This window comes from Xanthomonas campestris pv. campestris str. ATCC 33913 (assembly GCF_000007145.1).
GTDB classification, from domain to species: Bacteria; Pseudomonadota; Gammaproteobacteria; order Xanthomonadales; family Xanthomonadaceae; genus Xanthomonas; species Xanthomonas campestris.
In genome coordinates, this window is record NC_003902.1 from 142,667 (window position 1) to 160,877 (window position 18,211).

At 64.3% G+C, this 18,211-nt stretch carries 12 protein-coding genes; 10 read left to right on the forward strand and 2 right to left on the reverse strand.

Annotated features, from left to right (window positions below; translation table 11 throughout):
* Positions 1-193 precede the first annotated feature (193 nt).
* Complete coding sequence (gene fabV / locus XCC_RS00605) at positions 194-1,402, forward strand: enoyl-ACP reductase FabV (protein ID WP_011035373.1); 1,209 nt, start codon at positions 194-196, stop codon at positions 1,400-1,402.
* 197 nt (positions 1,403-1,599) lie between these two features.
* Positions 1,600-1,887 (forward strand): hypothetical protein, encoded by a 288-nt coding sequence (locus XCC_RS00610; RefSeq protein WP_029217001.1) that lies wholly within the window; start codon positions 1,600-1,602, stop codon positions 1,885-1,887.
* A gap of 73 nt (positions 1,888-1,960) precedes the next feature.
* Here XCC_RS00610 and XCC_RS00615 read toward each other — a convergent pair whose 3' ends face one another.
* Together XCC_RS00615 and XCC_RS00620 are read right to left on the reverse strand one after the other, a co-directional pair.
* On the reverse strand, positions 1,961-3,214 hold the full coding sequence (locus XCC_RS00615) for an SGNH/GDSL hydrolase family protein (RefSeq protein ID WP_011035375.1): 1,254 nt from the start codon (positions 3,212-3,214) through the stop codon (positions 1,961-1,963).
* 155 nt (positions 3,215-3,369) lie between these two features.
* Complete coding sequence (locus XCC_RS00620) at positions 3,370-4,392, reverse strand: sugar kinase (protein WP_011035376.1); 1,023 nt, start codon at positions 4,390-4,392, stop codon at positions 3,370-3,372.
* A gap of 286 nt (positions 4,393-4,678) precedes the next feature.
* On the opposite strand from XCC_RS00620, the gene XCC_RS00625 reads away from it, so the two are divergent.
* The 8 genes from XCC_RS00625 to XCC_RS00660 all read left to right on the forward strand — a co-directional run bounded on the left by XCC_RS00625 (position 4,679) and on the right by XCC_RS00660 (position 17,942).
* Entirely contained in the window at positions 4,679-7,447 is a 2,769-nt protein-coding gene (locus XCC_RS00625) for a TonB-dependent receptor (RefSeq protein WP_011035377.1), read from the forward strand.
* Positions 7,448-7,625: 178 nt separating this feature from the next.
* Positions 7,626-10,826: a TonB-dependent receptor gene (locus XCC_RS00630; RefSeq protein ID WP_011035378.1), complete on the forward strand. Its 3,201-nt coding sequence runs from the start codon at positions 7,626-7,628 to the stop codon at positions 10,824-10,826.
* A gap of 13 nt (positions 10,827-10,839) precedes the next feature.
* On the forward strand, positions 10,840-11,817 hold the full coding sequence (locus XCC_RS00635) for a pectinesterase family protein (protein ID WP_011035379.1): 978 nt from the start codon (positions 10,840-10,842) through the stop codon (positions 11,815-11,817).
* A complete protein-coding gene (gene pelA / locus XCC_RS00640) occupies positions 11,817-12,860 on the forward strand; it encodes a pectate lyase (protein ID WP_011035380.1) in 1,044 nt (347 codons plus the stop codon). The genes XCC_RS00635 and pelA overlap by 1 nt, the downstream gene beginning before the upstream one ends.
* 127 nt (positions 12,861-12,987) lie before the next feature.
* A complete protein-coding gene (locus tag XCC_RS00645; RefSeq protein ID WP_175422435.1) occupies positions 12,988-16,848 on the forward strand; it encodes a LamG-like jellyroll fold domain-containing protein in 3,861 nt (1,286 codons plus the stop codon).
* 186 nt (positions 16,849-17,034) lie between these two features.
* A complete protein-coding gene (locus tag XCC_RS00650; protein ID WP_043877682.1) occupies positions 17,035-17,244 on the forward strand; it encodes a hypothetical protein in 210 nt (69 codons plus the stop codon).
* 60 nt (positions 17,245-17,304) lie between these two features.
* Positions 17,305-17,688 carry a hypothetical protein gene (locus tag XCC_RS00655; protein WP_011269458.1) on the forward strand — a complete coding sequence of 128 codons (384 nt, stop codon included), beginning with the start codon at positions 17,305-17,307 and terminating at the stop codon, positions 17,686-17,688.
* Between the two features lie 53 nt (positions 17,689-17,741).
* The gene (locus tag XCC_RS00660) at positions 17,742-17,942 is read left to right on the forward strand and encodes a KTSC domain-containing protein (RefSeq protein WP_043877683.1); all 201 of its coding nucleotides are present in this window, start codon (positions 17,742-17,744) and stop codon (positions 17,940-17,942) included.
* Positions 17,943-18,211: the final 269 nt, after the last annotated feature.

Consider the following 18,211-nt stretch of genomic DNA (forward strand, 5'->3'; position numbering starts at 1 on the left):
ATTCAGTGCCGCGCCGTTGCATGTCCGCGCGCTGCATGCGCACGCGCTGCCCGGTGCGCGCAGTGCATTGGCGCACAAGCGATTCACACCCTGCGTGCGTGTGTAAGCACCGCCTGGGTGGCGTGTGCGACCTACCCCAGCGCGCTGTCAGGCCCTAAGATGCCGCCAGCATCTTGCTGACCAGGAGTCCACGTTGATCATCCATCCCAAAGTGCGCGGCTTCATCTGCACCACCACGCATCCCCTCGGCTGCGAGCGCAATGTGCTCGACCAGATTGCCGCCACGCGTGCGCGCGGCGTGCGCAACGACGGCCCGAAGAAGGTGCTGGTGATCGGCGCATCCAGCGGCTACGGCCTGGCCTCGCGGATCACCGCGGCCTTCGGCTTCGGCGCGGACACGCTGGGCGTGTTCTTCGAAAAACCCGGCAGCGACAAGAAGGCCGGCACTGCCGGCTGGTACAACTCGGCCGCCTTCGACACGCATGCCAAGGCCGCCGGCCTGTACAGCAAATCGATCAATGGCGATGCGTTCTCCGATGAAGCACGCGCCAAGGTCATCGAGCTGATCAAGACCGACATGGGCGGGCAGGTGGACCTGGTGGTGTATTCGCTGGCCTCGCCGGTGCGCAAGCTGCCGAGCACCGGGGAAGTGAAGCGTTCGGCGCTCAAGCCGATCGGCAACACCTACACCGCCACCGCCATCGACACCAACAAGGACACCATCATCCAGGCCTCGATCGAGCCGGCCACCGAGCAGGAGATCGAAGACACCATCACCGTGATGGGCGGGCAGGATTGGGAACTGTGGATCGACGCGCTGGACAGCGCCGGCGTGCTCGCCAAGGGCGCGCGCAGCGTGGCCTTCAGCTACATCGGTACCGAGATCACCTGGCCGATCTACTGGCACGGCGCGCTGGGCAAGGCCAAGGTCGACCTGGACCACACCGCGCAGCGGCTCGATGCGCGCCTGCAGGCCAGTGGCGGCGGCGCCAATGTGGCCGTGCTCAAGTCGGTGGTGACCCAGGCCAGCGCGGCCATCCCGGTGATGCCGCTGTACATCTCCATGGTCTACAAGATCATGAAGGAAAAGGGCCTGCACGAAGGCACCATCGAACAGCTCGACCGCCTGTTCCGCGAGCGCCTGTACCGCGAAGACGGCCAGCCCGCCGAAGTGGATGAGCAGAACCGCCTGCGCCTGGACGACTGGGAGCTACGCGACGACGTACAGGACGCCTGCAAGGCGCTGTGGCCGCAGGTCACCACCGAGAACCTGTTCGCACTCACTGATTACGCCGGCTACAAGCACGAGTTCCTCAAGCTGTTCGGCTTCGAGCGCAAAGATGTGGATTACGACGCCGATGTGGATCCGGACGTGAAGTTCGATTGCATCGAGTTGGGTTGATTGTCGGGATTAGGGATTAGGGATTCGCAAGAGCCGTGGCGTCATGTCACGGCTCTTGTGCAGCACGCAGTGTCTTTGACGCATACGCTTTGGCCTGCCAGCCAAGGCGTTGCGACGAATCGCTGACGTGTCTGTACATCGCTAAAAAGCAGCGTCGTCCTTGAATCTCATCCGCACAGCATGGAGCGCACGACGTGTTGGACAAATTAATCATTTTTCTGCTGCTGGCCCTGTTGGTCAGCGTGATTTGTGCCGTGCTGTTGCGGTTCGCCACGCTGCACTGGTCACTCAAGGCCATCATCAATCTGGTGATCACTACCGCCGTTGTCTGTGCGGTGGTCATGCAAGACGGCTCGGCGCCACCGCTTCAGTTCGCACTGATGATCACGCTTTTTTTCAGCGTACCGGCCTCGCTGTGCGTGGTCCTGCTGAGCGCGGCGCTGAAATGGTTCACCAACAAACGCCGCGCCCGCGCGCCCGCCTGATACGCGTCAGCGCAGCGAATAACAGGTAGCGCGCTGATACGCGTCAGCGCAGCGACTAACAGGTAGCGCGCGCTCAGCGGAAAAGCGTCACGTCGATCGCGTCCGCCATGGCCGCATAGCCGGCATCGTTGGGGTGGAGCCGGTCGCGGGATGCAAAGCGGGCTTGAAGCTGGAGCGGATGCTCGGCATCGCGCAGCACCGCATCGAAATCGATCACTGCATCGAACGCGTGGCTGTTGCGGATCCATGCGTTGACCGTCTGCCGAGCCGCCTCTTTCTGCGGCGAGTAAAAGCCGGGGACTGTATTGCCGGCGAACGGCGTCAAGGTCGCGCCGATTACCTTGATCCCATGGTCGTGCGCGCGTGCGATGAGCTGCCGGTAGGCGCTGATCACGTACTCCGCGGTTCTCACCTCTGTCGGCGGCGCAAAGTAACGCGAACCGATCTTGACCCCCGGCGCGGCGATGTCGTTGATCCCTTCCAGCAGCACGATGTGCGTCACGCCCGGCAGCGCCAGGACATCCCGGTCGAAGCGGGCCAAGCCGCTTGCGCCGTACCCCTCATGCGACAACTGATTGCCTGCGATCCCGGCATTCACCACGGACAGGCCAGGGTCGGTCGCTGCCACGCGCTGTGCGAATTGGGCTGGCCAGCTGCGGTCAGCGTCGGTCGTGGACCCCGCACCGTCGGTGATCGAGTCTCCGAATGCCACCAGCAACCGCTGCGCACGTGCCTGCGGTACCAACACCGCACTGATCGCGATGGACGAGGTGGACGTCGCGGCCGGCGCGATGGACGTCTCTCGCGTGTGGTCGCCGGGTGTGCTCACCACCGCGCGCTTGAGCGCCAGGGAGTGCAGCGTGTTGGACGTGACCCGCTCCGGAAAGAACAGGCTGATGCCGACCTGTGCACCCGGCGCAACCTGCAGATCGACCGGGTCGCTGAGGATGGGAGCGCCTGCGGGGATGCTGACGGAGGACTGCCCGCCGAAGGTGAGCTGACGCAGCGAAGCTGGTTCCACGGTCGAAGCATCCTTCGCCACGGCGATGGAGGCCGACCCAATGGTCAGCGGTGATGCACTCAGTTCGTTGGACAGGCGTACACGCAGCTGGGTACCGCCGATGGACATGCGAACACGCTGCCGTACCGTCTGCCCGTCGATGTTTGCCAGCGGCTCTTCCGCATCGGCCTCCCCGGCCTGTGGGCTGGTTGCCCAGCTGGCAATCCATCCCGGCTGGGCTGACGGCGTCTGTGCGTAGGACGGGCAGGGGCATACGCCGCCCATCAGTGCGGCGACGAGGGCGGCGGCGATCGCGATGCGGCTCATGGCAGCATCACGGTCTGATGGGAAGCATCCATAGATATCTCGGAAAATCCGGAAAGGCCTGCAGTCTATCGAGAGGCGCCGGTCCCCGATTGAAGGGAAGGCAGCATGGGCAGGGGACGCCGCGCATCCCCCACGTCAGATTCCCCACTCCCGATTCACCGCTTCACATCAAACCGCGCATCGCCCACACACGCCTGCACATCGGCCACCGAGAGCGGATTGAAATCGCCCGGAATTGAGTGCTTTAAGCAGCCGGCGGCCAGGCCGAAGCGCACCGTGTCGTCCAGCGACCAGCCTTCGATCAGGCCGTGCAACACACCGGCTGCAAATGCATCGCCACCGCCAATGCGGTCGATGATAGGGGTGAGTTCTTCGGCCGGCGCAAACGCCACCGCGCCATCGCGCGGCACCAGCATCGCGCCCAGGCTGTGGTGGTCCACGTTATGCGCTACGCGCTGGGTGCAGGCCATCAGCTGCAGCTGCGGGAAGGCGGCAAACGCCTGCTGCGCGGCCGCTTCCACACGTGCTTCCAGCGTGTCTTGCGGGAACTCGCCGCCCAACACCACGCCGATGTCGCGGTAGTCCGCAAACACCACGTCCGCACACGCGAACAGGTCGTGCAGGATGCCGCGCGCATCGCCTTGCCAGCGCTGCCACAACTTGGGCCGGTAGTTGCCGTCAAACGACACCTTCACCCCGGCCGCGCGCGCGGCGCGGGCGGCGGCGAGCGTGGCCTGGGCCACATCGGCGCCCAACGCAGGGCTGACCCCGGACAGGTGCAGCCACTGCGCACCGTCAAGCAGGCGCGGCCAGTCGTAGGCATCGGCCGGCGCCAGCGCAAACGCCGAATCGGCGCGGTCGTACACCACCTCGCTGGCCCGGTGGATCGCACCGGTGGTGAGGAAGTACAGCCCCACGCGGCCATCCACCCGCCGCACGTGGCGGGTATCGACGGCGTGCCGGCGCAACTCGCCCAGCACCGCCGCGCCTAGCGGGTTGTCGGCCACCGTGCTCACCATTGCCACGTCATGGCCGAAGTGCGCCAGCGACACGCCCACGTTCGCCTCGGCGCCACCGCAGTGCACCTCCAGTCGCGGTTGCTGCAACAGCAGCTCGTGACCGGGCGCCCCCAGGCGCAGCAACAACTCACCAAAGCACAGGATGCGGGCACGACTCATACGGCAATTACCTCGGCTGTGTGGTGCGTCACGGGGTGGGGGATTCCGCGCGCGTTAGGATGACCATCGGTGTCATTCTAGCTGTCGCCTGACACGTCCGGCGATGACCATGATGCGACGCCCAGTGACGGCTTGCATCCCTTTGGGGCGAATTTGGTGACGTTTTCTGCTGCGCTGCAAGATGTTGCGGGGCGATTCAGCTGGTAACGTCGTTTTGACCAGCGGTGTCATTGCCGCTCACAACCAGACATTTCACATTGTTCATGGACCCTTGGGAGGGGAGGACATGCAATTTCGGACCACCAACCGGAAGACACCGGTTACCTTGCTGGCGCTGTCGATCGGCCTGGCACTGAGCGGCCACGCGGCCGCACAAGATGCAGCACAAACCCCTGCCGAACCTGCCGTGGACCTGGACACCGTCACGGTGACCGGTTACCGCGCCAGCGTGGAAAAGGCCCTGGACATCAAGCGCGGCGAAGCCGGCGTGGTCGATGCCATTGTCGCGGAGGACATTGGCAAGTTCCCCGACCTCAACCTGGCCGAGTCGCTGCAGCGCATCCCCGGCGTGGTGATCACCCGTGAAGCCGGCGAAGGCCGCGCCATCTCGGTCCGCGGCCTGGGCCCGGAGTTCACCCGCGTGCGCATCAACGGCATGGAAGCGCTCACCACCGTGGGCGCCGGCGACCAGAGCGGCGGCACCAACCGCGGCCGTGGCTTCGACTTCAACGTGTTCGCCTCGGACCTGTTCTCGCAGCTGATCGCCCGCAAGACGGCCTCGGCCGACGTGGAAGAAGGCTCGCTCGGCGCCACCGTCGATCTGCGCACCGCGCGCCCGTTCGACTACAGCGGCTTCACCTTCGCCGCCAGCGGCCAGGCCGGCTACAACGCGATGGCCGAAAAGGCCAATCCGCGCGTGGCCGCGTTGATCTCCAACACCTGGGCCGACAACACCTTCGGCGCCTTGCTGTCGGTGGCCTACACCGAGCGCGAAGTGCTGGAAGAAGGCTCCAACACCGGCCGTTGGGCCAATGGGCCGAGCAACGGCGGCTTCAGCGCCACCTCGCCGTTTGCCGCGGCGCGTTCGGCCGATGTCTATCACCCGCGTTTCCCGCGCTACACCCAGCAGATCCACGACCAGCAGCGCCTGGGCGTCACCGGCTCGCTGCAGTGGAAGCCCTCCGACCGCACCACGCTGTCGCTGGACATGCTGTATTCCAAGATCGATGCCAAGCGCGATGAGCACTACATCGAAGCGATCTCCTTCAGCCGCGGCGGCAATGCGCGCCCGGTGCTGGTTGGCAAGCCGGCCACCGTTGTGCGCAACGGCGAGATCCGCAACAACGCCCTGGTGTATGGCGAATTCGACAACGTCGATATCCGTACCGAAAACCGCCACGACGAGTGGAACACCGAGTTCAAGCAGATCAGTTTCGACGTGGAGCACCGCTTCAGCGACGACTTCAGCATGAACGCGCGCATCGGCACCTCGCGCTCCGCGCACGAGAACCCGGTGCAGACCACCATCATCATGGACAAGTACGACGTCGACGGGTACAGCTACGACTACCGCGGCAACAACCGCGCGCCGGTGCTGAACTACGGCATCAACCCGACCGATCCCACCGGCTGGGAACTGGCGGAAATCCGCCTGCGTCCGCAGACCGTGGACAACGACTTCGATACCGGCCAGATCGACTTCAACTGGAACATCAGCCCCGGCTTCCGCCTCAAGGGCGGCGTGCTGGCCAAGAACTACACCTTCAGCACGGTGGAGTTGCGCCGCGCCAACGAATTGTCGGTGCCGACCTTCGCCAATGGCACGCGCATCGTGCCGGCCGATCTCACCGAACAAGCCGGGCTCAAGGGCATCAACGGCAGCCCCGCTGCGTGGGTCGTGCCCAACCTGGATGCCGTGGCCGACCAGTTCGGCATCTACAGCAACAGCGGCACCTTCGCTGTGGCCCCGCGCGTCAACAACAGCCGTAGCGTCGAAGAAAAAGACCGCGGCGTGTGGTTGATGGGCGAGTTCTCCACCGACCTGGGCTCGATTCCGTTCTCCGGCAATTTCGGCGTGCGTTACGTGCGCACCGAGCAGGAATCCACCGGCTATGCGTTGATCAACAACGCACCGGCGCTGACCACCGTGGGCCGCAAGTACAACAACACGCTGCCCTCGTTCAACCTGGTCGCCGAGCTGGCACCGGACCTGCTGCTGCGTCTTGGCGCCGCCAAGGTGATGTCGCGTCCCGGCCTGGGCAGCCTCACGCCCGGCGTGACCGTGGCCGTGGCCGGTGGTGCGCGCACCGTGGCCGGCGGCAACCCGGATCTGGACCCGATCGAAGCCACCAACGTCGACCTCGGCCTGGAGTGGTACTTCAACGAAGGCGCGATGGTCGGTGTGGGCCTGTTCTACAAGGACATCGAAAGCTTCATCCAGACCGCGCGCGAAGTGCGTCCGTACTCCAGCAGCGGCCTGCCGGCCTCCTTGCTGGAAGGCACCGGCGCCAGCGTCAACGACGACTTCGCCTTCAGCATTCCGCTCAATACCCCGGGCGGCGAATTGAAGGGCGTGGAAGCCAACTACGTGCAGCCGTTTACGTTCCTGCCGGGCAAGTGGGCCAACCTGGGCGTGCAGCTCAACTACACCTGGGTGGATTCGCAGATCCAGTACCTGGCCAGCAGTGGCGCACCGGTGATGAAGAACGACCTGCTCGGCCTGTCGCGCTCGTCGTGGAATGCCACGCTGTTCTACGAAGGCGACACCTTCGCAGGCCGCATCTCCGCCACCAACCGCGACGACTACCTCACCCAGGCACCGGGTGCGGAAGCCGGCTTCAACGTGGACGGCGTGCACGGCATGACCGGCACCACCATCCTCGATGCGTCGCTGCGCTACAAGATCAGCAAGCAGCTGGAACTGAGCCTGGAAGGCATCAACCTCACCAACGAAGCCTCCGACGAATGGGTGTCGTCGCCGCGCACCGGCCAGCTGCCGCTGCAATACGGTGAAACCGGCCGCCAGTACCTGCTGGGCCTGCGCTACAAGTTCTGAGTGTCACCCGCCCGCTGCGCACACGCGCAGCGGGCCCCATTGCAAACGCTTGATCGCCGTGTATGCGCTGCCGAGACGCACGCATGCAACGCGGTGGGCGTGATGTTTCGTTCGACGCCGGTGGCCTAGGGGGGCTGAGCGCGTCATTGCACCCCAGTGCCCTGGAGAGAGCCGCATCATGCAAGCCCGTTCGTGTCGTCCTGCCCAAGAGGCGGGCGCCCGCCTGTCCGCCGCGCGTTTGTCGGTGGCCATCGTTCTGGCCTTGCACGGTGTTGGCGCTGCCGCGCAAACCGTGGGCCCACCGGCCACCCCGGCCGATGCGGTGGACCTGGACCGCGTGCAGGTCAAGGCCACCTATCGCGAAAGCCTGCAGCAATCGCTGGACGCCAAGCGCTACAGCGTGGAGCAGGTGGATGCGATCTACGCCGAAGACATCGGCAAGTTTCCCGATCTGAATCTGGCCGAATCGATGCAGCGCATCGCCGGTGTGTCCATCGACCGCGAAGGCGGCGAGGGCAAGCAGATTTCGGTGCGCGGCCTGGGCTCGGATTTCACCCGCGTGCGCATCAACGGCCTGGAAGCATTGGCCACCGCCGGCAGCGGCAGCGATGGCGTCAACCGCAGCCGTGGATTCGATTTCAATACCTTCGCCTCGGAACTCTTCAGCCGCGTCACCATCAGCAAGACCCAGTCGGCGCAGACCGACGAAGGCTCGCTGGGCGCCACGGTGGATCTGCGCGGCTCGCGCCCGTTCGACTTCGACGGCTTCGAAGCAGCCGCCTCCACCCAGTACGGCTACAACGATCTCTCGCGCGAACAAGATCCGCGTTTTTCCGGCCTGATCAGCAACATCTGGGCCGATGGCCGCTTCGGCGCATTGATGTCGGTGTCCTACAGCGAGCGGCATCTGCGCGAAGAAGGCTACAACCCGGTGCGCTGGGAGCACGGCAACTACCGCAACTCCAACCAGAGCACCGCCACCAACAACGGCACCTACGGCTTCTGCTCGCCGGTGGGCTACAACCCGCAGACCCCGCGTAACCCGTTGTCGAACGAAACGCGCGCCGGCGTGGGCTCGCAGGCCAACCAGGACCGCAACAACGGCTGGGGCAGCTACGGCATCAGCGCCACCACCTGCGGCACCGGCATCGCGCGCCCGGCCAACACACCGGAAAACATCCAGGCCTACGAAACAGCCACCGATGCGTGGATTCCACGCTACCCGCGCTACATCCGCACCGATCACGAGATCAAGCGCCTGGGCGTCACCGGCGCGCTGCAGTTCAAGGTCAGCGACGACACGCTGCTGAATTTCGACATGCTGTATTCGAAGCTGGACAAGGACCAGCGCGAAGATTCGGTCGGCGCCAACCTGCACCGCACTGCCAACTTCGGCGGCAAGACCCAAATTGCGGTGCGCGAAGCGCAAGTGGACGAGCAAAACCGCTTGGTTTACGGCGTATTCGACAACGTCGACTACCGCACCGAATCCAGCAGCATCGAAGAATCCACCGAGTTCAAGCAATTCAGCCTGGACCTGCAGCACCGCTTCAATGACCAGGTGCGCATGACCGCGCTGGTCGGCCATTCCACCTCCGATTACGAGCGGCCGGTGTTCTCGCTGGTGAGTTTCGACAACACCAACCTGGATGGTTTCGTGCTGGACCGGCGCGGTGGTGGCGACTACCCGAGCATGACCTTCCCATTCAATGCCGCCGATGCCAACAACTGGCAATGGCTGGGCTATGGCGCGGTGCCGGTGAACAGCAATGGCACTGCGCGCGGCACCAACATCAGCGAGGTGCGGCTCAACCCGCAGTCGGTGAGCAACACCTTCGACACCGCCAAGGTGGACCTGGAATTCAACATCAGCCCCACCTTCACCTTCCGCACCGGTCTGGCCTACAAGGACTACGACATGGAGACGTCGGAGTCGCGGCATGTCTCCTACGGGCGCCTGGCGCAGGGCTTGCCGGCCGGCGTGGGCGTGGGTGATCTGAGCACTACGCTGGATGGCTTTGGCCGCAGCTTGAACGGCAACTTCCCCACCAGTTGGGTGATTCCGGATTTCCAGAAAGTCGCCGACCTGCTCAACATCAATTGCAACTGCGACACCGGCGTGCCGGGCGGCGATTACCGGTTGGCCGATGTCGGCCACTTCGGTTCGTCCAACAACAATTTCCAGGTCAACGAAAAGAGCCTGGGCACCTACCTGCAGCTGGACTTCAACACCGACCTGTGGGGCCGCGCGCTACGCGGCAACCTGGGCGTGCGCTATGTGCAGACGCAGATCGCCGCCAGCGGCTATGCGCCGTGCACGGCCACCGCAAGCGGTGCGATTTCGCCAGCCTGCGAATCGTTCTTCGGCGTGGCCAGCGCTACTGCCGCGGCCGGCGAGCGCCTGCTGGTGCCCACCACCGTCAATCACAATTACCGCGACATCCTGCCCTCGTTGAATCTCTCCTGGGATGTCAGTGATGAGGTAGTGCTGCGCTTCGGCGCGGCCAAGACCATGGCGCGGCCCACGCTGGCCTATCTGTCGCCCAGCGTCAGCGGCGGCCCCACCCAGTTCTTCGATGACGGGCGCTTCTTCTCGATCAACCTGGGCAACCCCAAGCTCGACCCGTTCCGCTCCACCAACTACGACCTCAGCGCCGAATGGTATTTCCGCGAAGGCTCGCTGTTGTCGGCGGCGGTGTTCTACAAGGACATCGACAGCTACGTGCAGCGCACCCGCGTACTCACCACCTGGGAAGCGATGGGCTACTCGCTGGATCTGCTGCCGGCCGGCTTCACGCCGGACACCATTTTCAATGTGCAGAGCTACTTCAACACGCCCGGCGGCCCGCTCAAGGGCTTCGAGCTGACCTACCAACAGGCGTTCGATTTCCTGCCCGGCTTCTGGCGCAACTTCGGCATCCAGCTCAACTACACGCAGGTCGATTCCAAGATCAATTATCTGTTCAGCACCGCCGGCAACAGCAATACCAGCATCACCACCACCACCACCGAGCGCGACCTGCTCAACCTCTCGCCGCAGTCCTACAACGCCACCGTCTACTACGACGACGGCCGCTTCAGTGCGCGCGTATCCACCAGTTACCGCGATGGCTACATCAACAACATCCTCGCCCAGGAAGACGTCTACAACCTCGATGGCCAGCGCCTGGCCACCGCCGATGTCACCGGCAAATACAGCGTGGAAAACGTCGATTTCAACATGTCCTACAAGATCAGCGACCACCTGTCGCTGACGTTTGAGGCCATCAACCTGCTCGATACCCCCGACCGCCGCTACGTCGATTCCGCACTGGAACTGCCCGACAAATACACCGTCACCGGGCGCCAGTACTACGTCGGCGCGCGCTACAAGTTCTGACAGGAGAACCGCCATGCAAGAACATCGCAGACGCGTGTTACGCAGCATCGCCGCCAGCGCCGTGTTGGCGATGAGCGCACTGGGCAGTACCGCGGCCTTCGCTGCAGACCCGGTCTATACCGTGGCCAAGCAGGGCAACGCTGGTTACCGCACCGTGCAGGCCGCGGTGGACGCCGCCGTGCAGGGCGGCAAGCGCGCGCAGATCAGCGTCGGCGCGGGCGTGTATCAAGAGCTGCTGGTGGTGCCGGCCAACGCACCGGCATTGAAGATGGTTGGCGCTGGCACCACGCAAACCGTCATCACCTACGACAACTACGCCGCGCGCATCAATCCGGCCACCGGTAAGGAGTACGGTACCTCCGGCTCGTCCAGCGTCATCATCGCCGGCAACGACTTCACCGCCGAGCAACTGAGCTTCGGCAACCACGCGGGCCCGGTGGGCCAGGCGGTGGCGGTGCGCGTGGATGGCGACCGCGCGGCGTTCCGCAATGTGCGTTTCCTCGGCTACCAAGACACGCTGTACCTGCGCGGCGCCAAGCTCTCGTATTTTCTCGACTGCTATGTCGAAGGCACCGTGGATTTCGTCTTCGGCGCCGGCACTGCCCTGTTCGAAAACGTGCAGCTGCATTCGCTGGGCGATGGCTATCTCACCGCTGCTTCCACGCCGCAGGAGAGCGCACGCGGCTTCGTGTTTCGCAATGCACGCATCACCGCCGCCAGCGGTGTCTCGCGCGTGTTCCTGGGCCGGCCGTGGCGGCCGTACGCCAGCGTGAGTTTCATCACTAGCCAGCTCGGCGCGCACATCGTGCCCGAGGGCTGGAACAACTGGGGCAACGCGGCCAACGAGGCCACCGCCCGCTACAGCGAATACCAGAACACCGGCGCCGGGGCCAACCCGTCGCGCCGCGTGAAATGGTCACGCCAGCTCACCGCCGCACAGGCCGCTGCGCTGGACCGCTCCACCGTGCTGGGCTCCTGGAGGCCGTTCTGATGAACCGTTCGCGCACGCTGCACCTGTCCACGCTCGCCTTCGCCGGCGCCCTGTTGCTCGCACCATTGGCGGCCATGGCCGACCACATCGCCGACAACATGCTGCTGCTGCAGACCGCCTCCGGTGGCTGGTCCAAGCAGTACAAGGGCGTGGCGGTGGACTACACCCGCACCTTCACCGCCGCCGAAATCGCCGAGCTCAAGCAACCCGGGCGCAAGGACGACGCCACCATCGACAACAAGGCGACCACGTATGAAATCACGTACCTGTCCACCGCCTTCAAGAACGAAAAGAACGCCAAGTACATTGCCGCCGCACGTCGTGGCGTGGAGTACCTGCTCAAGGCGCAATACGCCAACGGCGGCTGGCCGCAGTTCTATCCGGACCTGTCGTCCTACCACCACCAGATCACCTACAACGACGACGCCATGGTGCGCGTGCTCAACCTGTTGCAGGACATCGGCGAGGGCAAGGGCGACACCGGCGCGCAGCTGCGTGGCAGCCACGGCGCACGCGCGCAGCAGGCGGTGACCAAGGGCCTGGAATGCGTGCTCGCCACCCAGGTCAAGATCGGCGGCACGCTCACCATCTGGGGCGCGCAGTACGACGAAGTCACGCTCAAGCCGGCCAAGGCGCGCGCGTATGAGCTCGCTTCGCTGTCGTCCAGTGAGTCGGTCAGCATCGTGCGGTTCCTGATGCGCCAGCCCAGCCCCTCGGCCAAGATCAAGACCGCGGTGCAAGCGGCCGCCACCTGGTTCGACACCCATCGCATGCGCGACCTGGCCACCAAGAAGATCGACGACCCCACCCAGGAAACCGGCAAGGATGTGATCCTCGTCGCGCAACCGGGTGCGTCATTATGGGCGCGCTTCTACGACCTGCAGAATCAACGTCCGCTGTATGCCAACCGCGAAGGCGTTGCATTGACCGACTACATGAAAGTGCCCAACGAGCGCCGCGTCGGCTACGCCTGGCATGGCACCTGGCCGGACAAGTTGTTGAAGGAGGACGTGCCCAAGTGGCGCGCCGCCAATGGCCTGTAAGGTGGGCTGAGCAAGTGCGTCTCCGCCACCGCCAACCAGGCGGTGGCTGCTTTACGTGGTGAAAAGTACGTGGTGAACAGTACGTGGTGAACAGTACGAGGTGAGCGTGTCGAAGGTTTTGTTGGGAATGCTGTGCATGATCGCGCTGCCGCTGAGCGCGGCCACCCCCACCGCGCCGGAACTGTTGTTCCGTGTCTCGGCCGACCGCAGCCTGGAGGCCGATGTCGCACGCGGCGATGGCGTGCCCAACTTCCGCGACAAGATCGCGCTGGTGCCCACCGGCAAACGCGGCAACGCCATCGAATGGGCCGACGACGGCGTGCTGTCGTGGAATGCGCCCGGCAACCTCTACACCCAGCGCGGCACGCTGAGCTTTTTCTGGCGCGCGCGCTACGCCGTTGGCGAAGCGCCGTTCGTGATCTTCCGCGTCGGCTACGCCGACCACACCAGCTGGGACATGGCCTGGCTGCGCATCGACTGGAACGGCCACGGCTTCGATGCCTTCGTCACCGACGCCAACCTCGCGCGCACCCGCGTCTCCTTCAAGCTGGATAAACATCCCACTGCCAGCGACTGGACCCACATTGCCTTCGCCTGGGATGAAACCCGCGGCGTACGCCTGTATGTGGACGGCAAGGAAGCCGCACGCGTGGACTGCGGTGCGCCCTGCGCCAACGGCGGCGCGCTCGACTTCGACGCCGCGCTCGACCAGTTCGGCCTGGCCGGCCGCGTGATGTCGCCGCACCAGGTGCAGAGCCGCTACAACTTCCTGCGCGGCAGCGACTTCGACGAGATCCGTATCTACGACCGCATGCTCGATGGCGCCGGCGCCGCCGCACTGGCGCGCCTGCAGGAGCCCACCAGCGCTGAAGCACCCACCAACGACGCGCAACACGCCGCCTTCCTGCACCGCTACGGCTGGGACAACGGCCACACGCCGCCTGCGCTCACCGCACCGGTCACCCGCATCCGCAAGGTGGAATTCACCGACGCGCGCGATCTCAAGCAATGGATGTGGAAGGCCACCGACGGCATCGCCGAAACCACCTGGCCCGGTGTCTACAACCGTTCGCGCCTGCCCGGCCGCAACGACTACTTCCAGCTGCCGGACTGGAACACCTACGTCGAAGGCGGCAAGGCGCTGGACCTCACCCTGCCAGACGAGCCGGTCAACCGCATCGAGCTGCGCGGCGCCGCCTATGGCCAGGCCAGCTACACCGCGCCCACCGCCACCGGTGCAACCAACGCGCAAGCGCAACCGTTGTTCGACCGCAAGCAAGGCGTGGTGCGCAGCGTGGATACGTTTGCCGAGCGCCGTGGTGGCACGCTGCGCTTTGCCAACACCGCGCAGGAAACCCCCATCCAGGAAATCTGGGCCTACAACGTCCAGCCGGGCGAGGTGCCCGCCGTCAGCGCGCAGCTCAGCTACACCGTGCGCAGCGACATCCAGCCCGACTACGACAACCTCGCCACGCTGCGCGATGTCATCGCCGGCCGCTACCCGCCGGGCGAGCGCCAGACCGTGGTCGCGCTGCCCACCAAGGCCCCGGCCCGCAAGCGCCCCAGCGACAAGACCGCCGCCAGCCGCGCGCAGCACCCCATCGTGCACATCCTGGTGCCGTCCAGCCTGGGCGACCCGCCGCCAGACCAGCCGCTGATGCGCAGCTGGTCCTACGGCTGGGAAAACATGCACGACGGCCTCGATGGCATCGCCATCACGCTGCCCGCGCTCAACCTGCCGGCCACCCATAACGGCAGCATCCCGCTCAACATCCGCATCAAGGACCCCATCTGGCCCGCACGCGACATGATCGATGTCTCGGTCGCGGTCGCCCCCGGCCAGGCCCGTACGCTGTGGCTGGATCTGCGCGATCGCATCCTGAGCAACGACAGCCTGATGCTCAGCATCGCCGCCGCCGCACCCGGCTTCGATGCCAACGCGCTCGATGGCACCCAGCTGCAGCTGGTGTTCAAGCCGCGCGCCGAGGCGATCAAGGAGCACGTCGCCGACCGCTTCAACCAGGTCAAGGACAACTGGGGTTTTCTGGTGGAAGAACACACCACCTCCAAGCGCCAGCTGCTCTACAAGCGCCTGGATGCCGACATCACCGACCTGCTGCGCGTCGACCCGGACCACGCCCTCGGCCGCCAGTACTGGAACGACATCAGCTACGCCAACCAGGGCGCGTTGCCTGTCGAGATGCCCAGCGTGCCCAAGGGCGTGCCGGCCTGGGCGTTCTGGCAGCTGCAAGACCTCAGCGCTACGCGCCGCTACATCCGCTGGTGGATCGAGCAGCGCCAGGTGGCCTACGGCGATTTCGGCGGCGGCATCTCCGACGACTCGGACCTGGTGCAGCAATGGCCCGGCGTTGCCCTGATGGGCGTGGACCCGGACATGCTCAACGCCTCCATGCTGGCGCTGTCCGATGCCAACTACCGCAACGGCATGTTCACCAACGGCCTGTCCACCATCGAAACCGACGAGCTGCATGCCTACGAAGAAGGCATCAACCTCAACAGCGCCCTGCTGTACCTCAACTGGGGCGACCCGCGCACCGTCGAGCGCCTGATGGAAACCGTCAAGGCCTTCGATAATGTCATCCAGGTCAACCCGCAAGGCCACCTGCTGTTTGCCAGCAACTGGTTCGGCGGCCGCAAGGTCTACCGCGAACCCAACTGGCAATGGCAAAAACCGTATTCGTTCCCGGTGGTGCACCCCGCCATCATCCTGGGCGCCTATAACGCCGACCCCAACAGCCGCCGCATCGTCACAGGATTAGCCGACGGCTATCTCGCCCACGCCTACACCAACGGCAAGGGCAACTGGGCGCTGCCCAACGAGATCAACTGGCAGACCGGCAAAACCCGCGGCGGCGAACTGTTCGAAGGCAGCGGCGGCGCCGACACCTTGCACACCTTCTGGGCCGCCTACCGCTTCACCGGCGATGCGCGTTACTTAAAGCCCATCAACTACCGCGTCGCCAACAGCGGCCCCAATGGCCTCTCGCTGCTCAACGAAAACTTCCTCGATGTCATGGGCAAGCGCAGCGACTGGAGCGGCAAGCTCATCGACGCCGCAAACAAGGACGACGGCAGCGCCCCGGACTTCCCACACCATGTGGCCTGGGAACAAACCGGCAATCTCGATTATCTCGCCACCCTCTACCGCAGCGAGGCACGCGAGAAACTGCAGAACTTCTACATGAACACCGAAGGCCACTGGTGGAGCGACCGCGTGGAATCCCCCACGGTCAACCTGCAACGCGCACGCCTTGGCGGCGTGGCCCTCAAGCGCAACCAGACCTACCCCGGCCACACCGTGAGCTGGCGCTTCAATGACCCAGAGGCCGCCACGCAAGTAGCCATCGCCATCCCCGCACCACAGCAAGACCGCTTCACCGTCATCGCCTACAACACGTCCAACAAAGCGCAGCGCGCCAGCATGACCGGCTGGAACGTCGCCCCGGGCCAATGGCGCATCACCCAAGGCGTGAGCAAAGCCAATGACGACAAGCTCGATGGCGCAGGCAAAACGCGCGAAGTGGCTTTCGAAAAAAGCGCATCCCTCGACATCGACTTCCCCGCAGGCCGCACCACCGTCCTGCAGCTCGAACGCATCGCAGCCACCACCCCGGTCGAACTACGCCCGGACCTGGGCATTGGTCATGGCGACGTGCGCGTGACTGCAGACGCCATTGAAGTGACCGTGCACAGCCTCGGCCATGCTGACGCGCCGGCCGGGTTTGTGGTGCTGGAAGATGCGCGTGGCAAGGAGTTGGCAAGAGCTGCATTCCCGGCACTTGCGGCACCACGCGATCTGCAGCCCATCACCACGCAGGTACGCCTGCCGCTAACCAACGCAGCAAGCGCAAAAGCCGCGCAACTGCGCGTCATCACCGACGGCAACGTCGCAGAGATTACCGACCTCAACAATAATCTCGCTCTACCCGCGCAGGCGAAGCCGGCAATCGCAGAAAACAGTCAATAACCCGAGACACCAAGCCCTTCTCCCGCACGCGGGAGAAGGTGTACGCAGGACGGATGAAGAAAAAGCCGATAAAGCCAGCGACCAGTCGCGCAAGCGCATTGACGCAACCCAAAAACTCGGCGAGGATCAAGGCACGCAGTATTAATGCAGCCGCAAAGCCACACATTTCTTCAGGGGGAAGAAACAATGTTGAGCAAGGGATGGAGCATCGTGGCACTGACTGTGGCCGCATTGGGATTGTTTACCGCATCCGCGCAGGCGCGTGTTAGGGCCGCCGGCACGCACCACACCACCAGTCATGGCGGCCACTACAGCGCAGGCCACGGCGCCTCGCACAAGGGTGGCAGCTACCGCAGCACAAGTACCAACAACCACTATCGGCGTCACAAGTCCTAGCAGGCCTCGAGCCAACGCCACTCGGAAGTGCAGCGTAATGCAAGAACTAGGACGCGAAGAATGCGCTATCAAAAACTCCTAAAGCTGCTGGCTGGCCTTGCCGGTGTCATGCTCGCGGCGACAGGCGCATTGCTGGTGGCGCTGGTTACAGCAGGCCAGGTACGTGAGGGACAGACGGGCGCATTGATCAGCGGCATCGGATTTCTGGTGATGGCCGCTCCTGCATTGGCAACGCCGTTTTCCTTACGCGCTGCCAAGCGATTGCTGATGCTGACACTGTGCTGCCTCGCGGCACTCGCGATTTGGCTTTCTTTCTGGCCGAAGGAGGGCGTGATGCCGACGCTCCAACTGCGAATCGCCGTCCTTGCGTTCCCGGCACTTCTGATACTCCGCATGCTGCTGGCTCGCCATCGCAAGGTGACGAAGCTTAGCGCTGACAGTTGATGCAAGCAGAAGCCACGATGTGGTGCGACTTAATTCAAACGCTAGGAAAATCGATGGATATGATTCGCGTCACCTCGTCGGCCATCAGCGCTATTGGCTACGACCCGGCTAGCATGCGTATGAAAATTCAATTCGTGCAGGGCCACACATACGACTTCTGCGGTGTGCCCTCGCACGTGTTTCAGGGGCTCCGCGATGCGGGGTCACAAGGCCGTTACTACAACGATCACATCCGTGACCGCTATCAGTGCTGACTGCTTCGCTTTGGGGCGTGCCGTAGCAACTCATTCAAGCCGAACCCGCTTAGCGTGTTTTTTTAATTCAGGCGTTAGAACTCATGGCAAGCATCGGAATTATCTTGCGAGCAAATGAAGAGTTGGATGAGTTGTCTGAGGACTGGGCGCCAGAGTCGCTTGGTTCAAGGGCAGATGTCCTGGCTGCAATCGGAAGTTGCATGCAAGCTGACGACACCAGCTTGGCACTAAATTTCCGAGTCGAGGAACCTGAGGACAGCGGAGAGCCG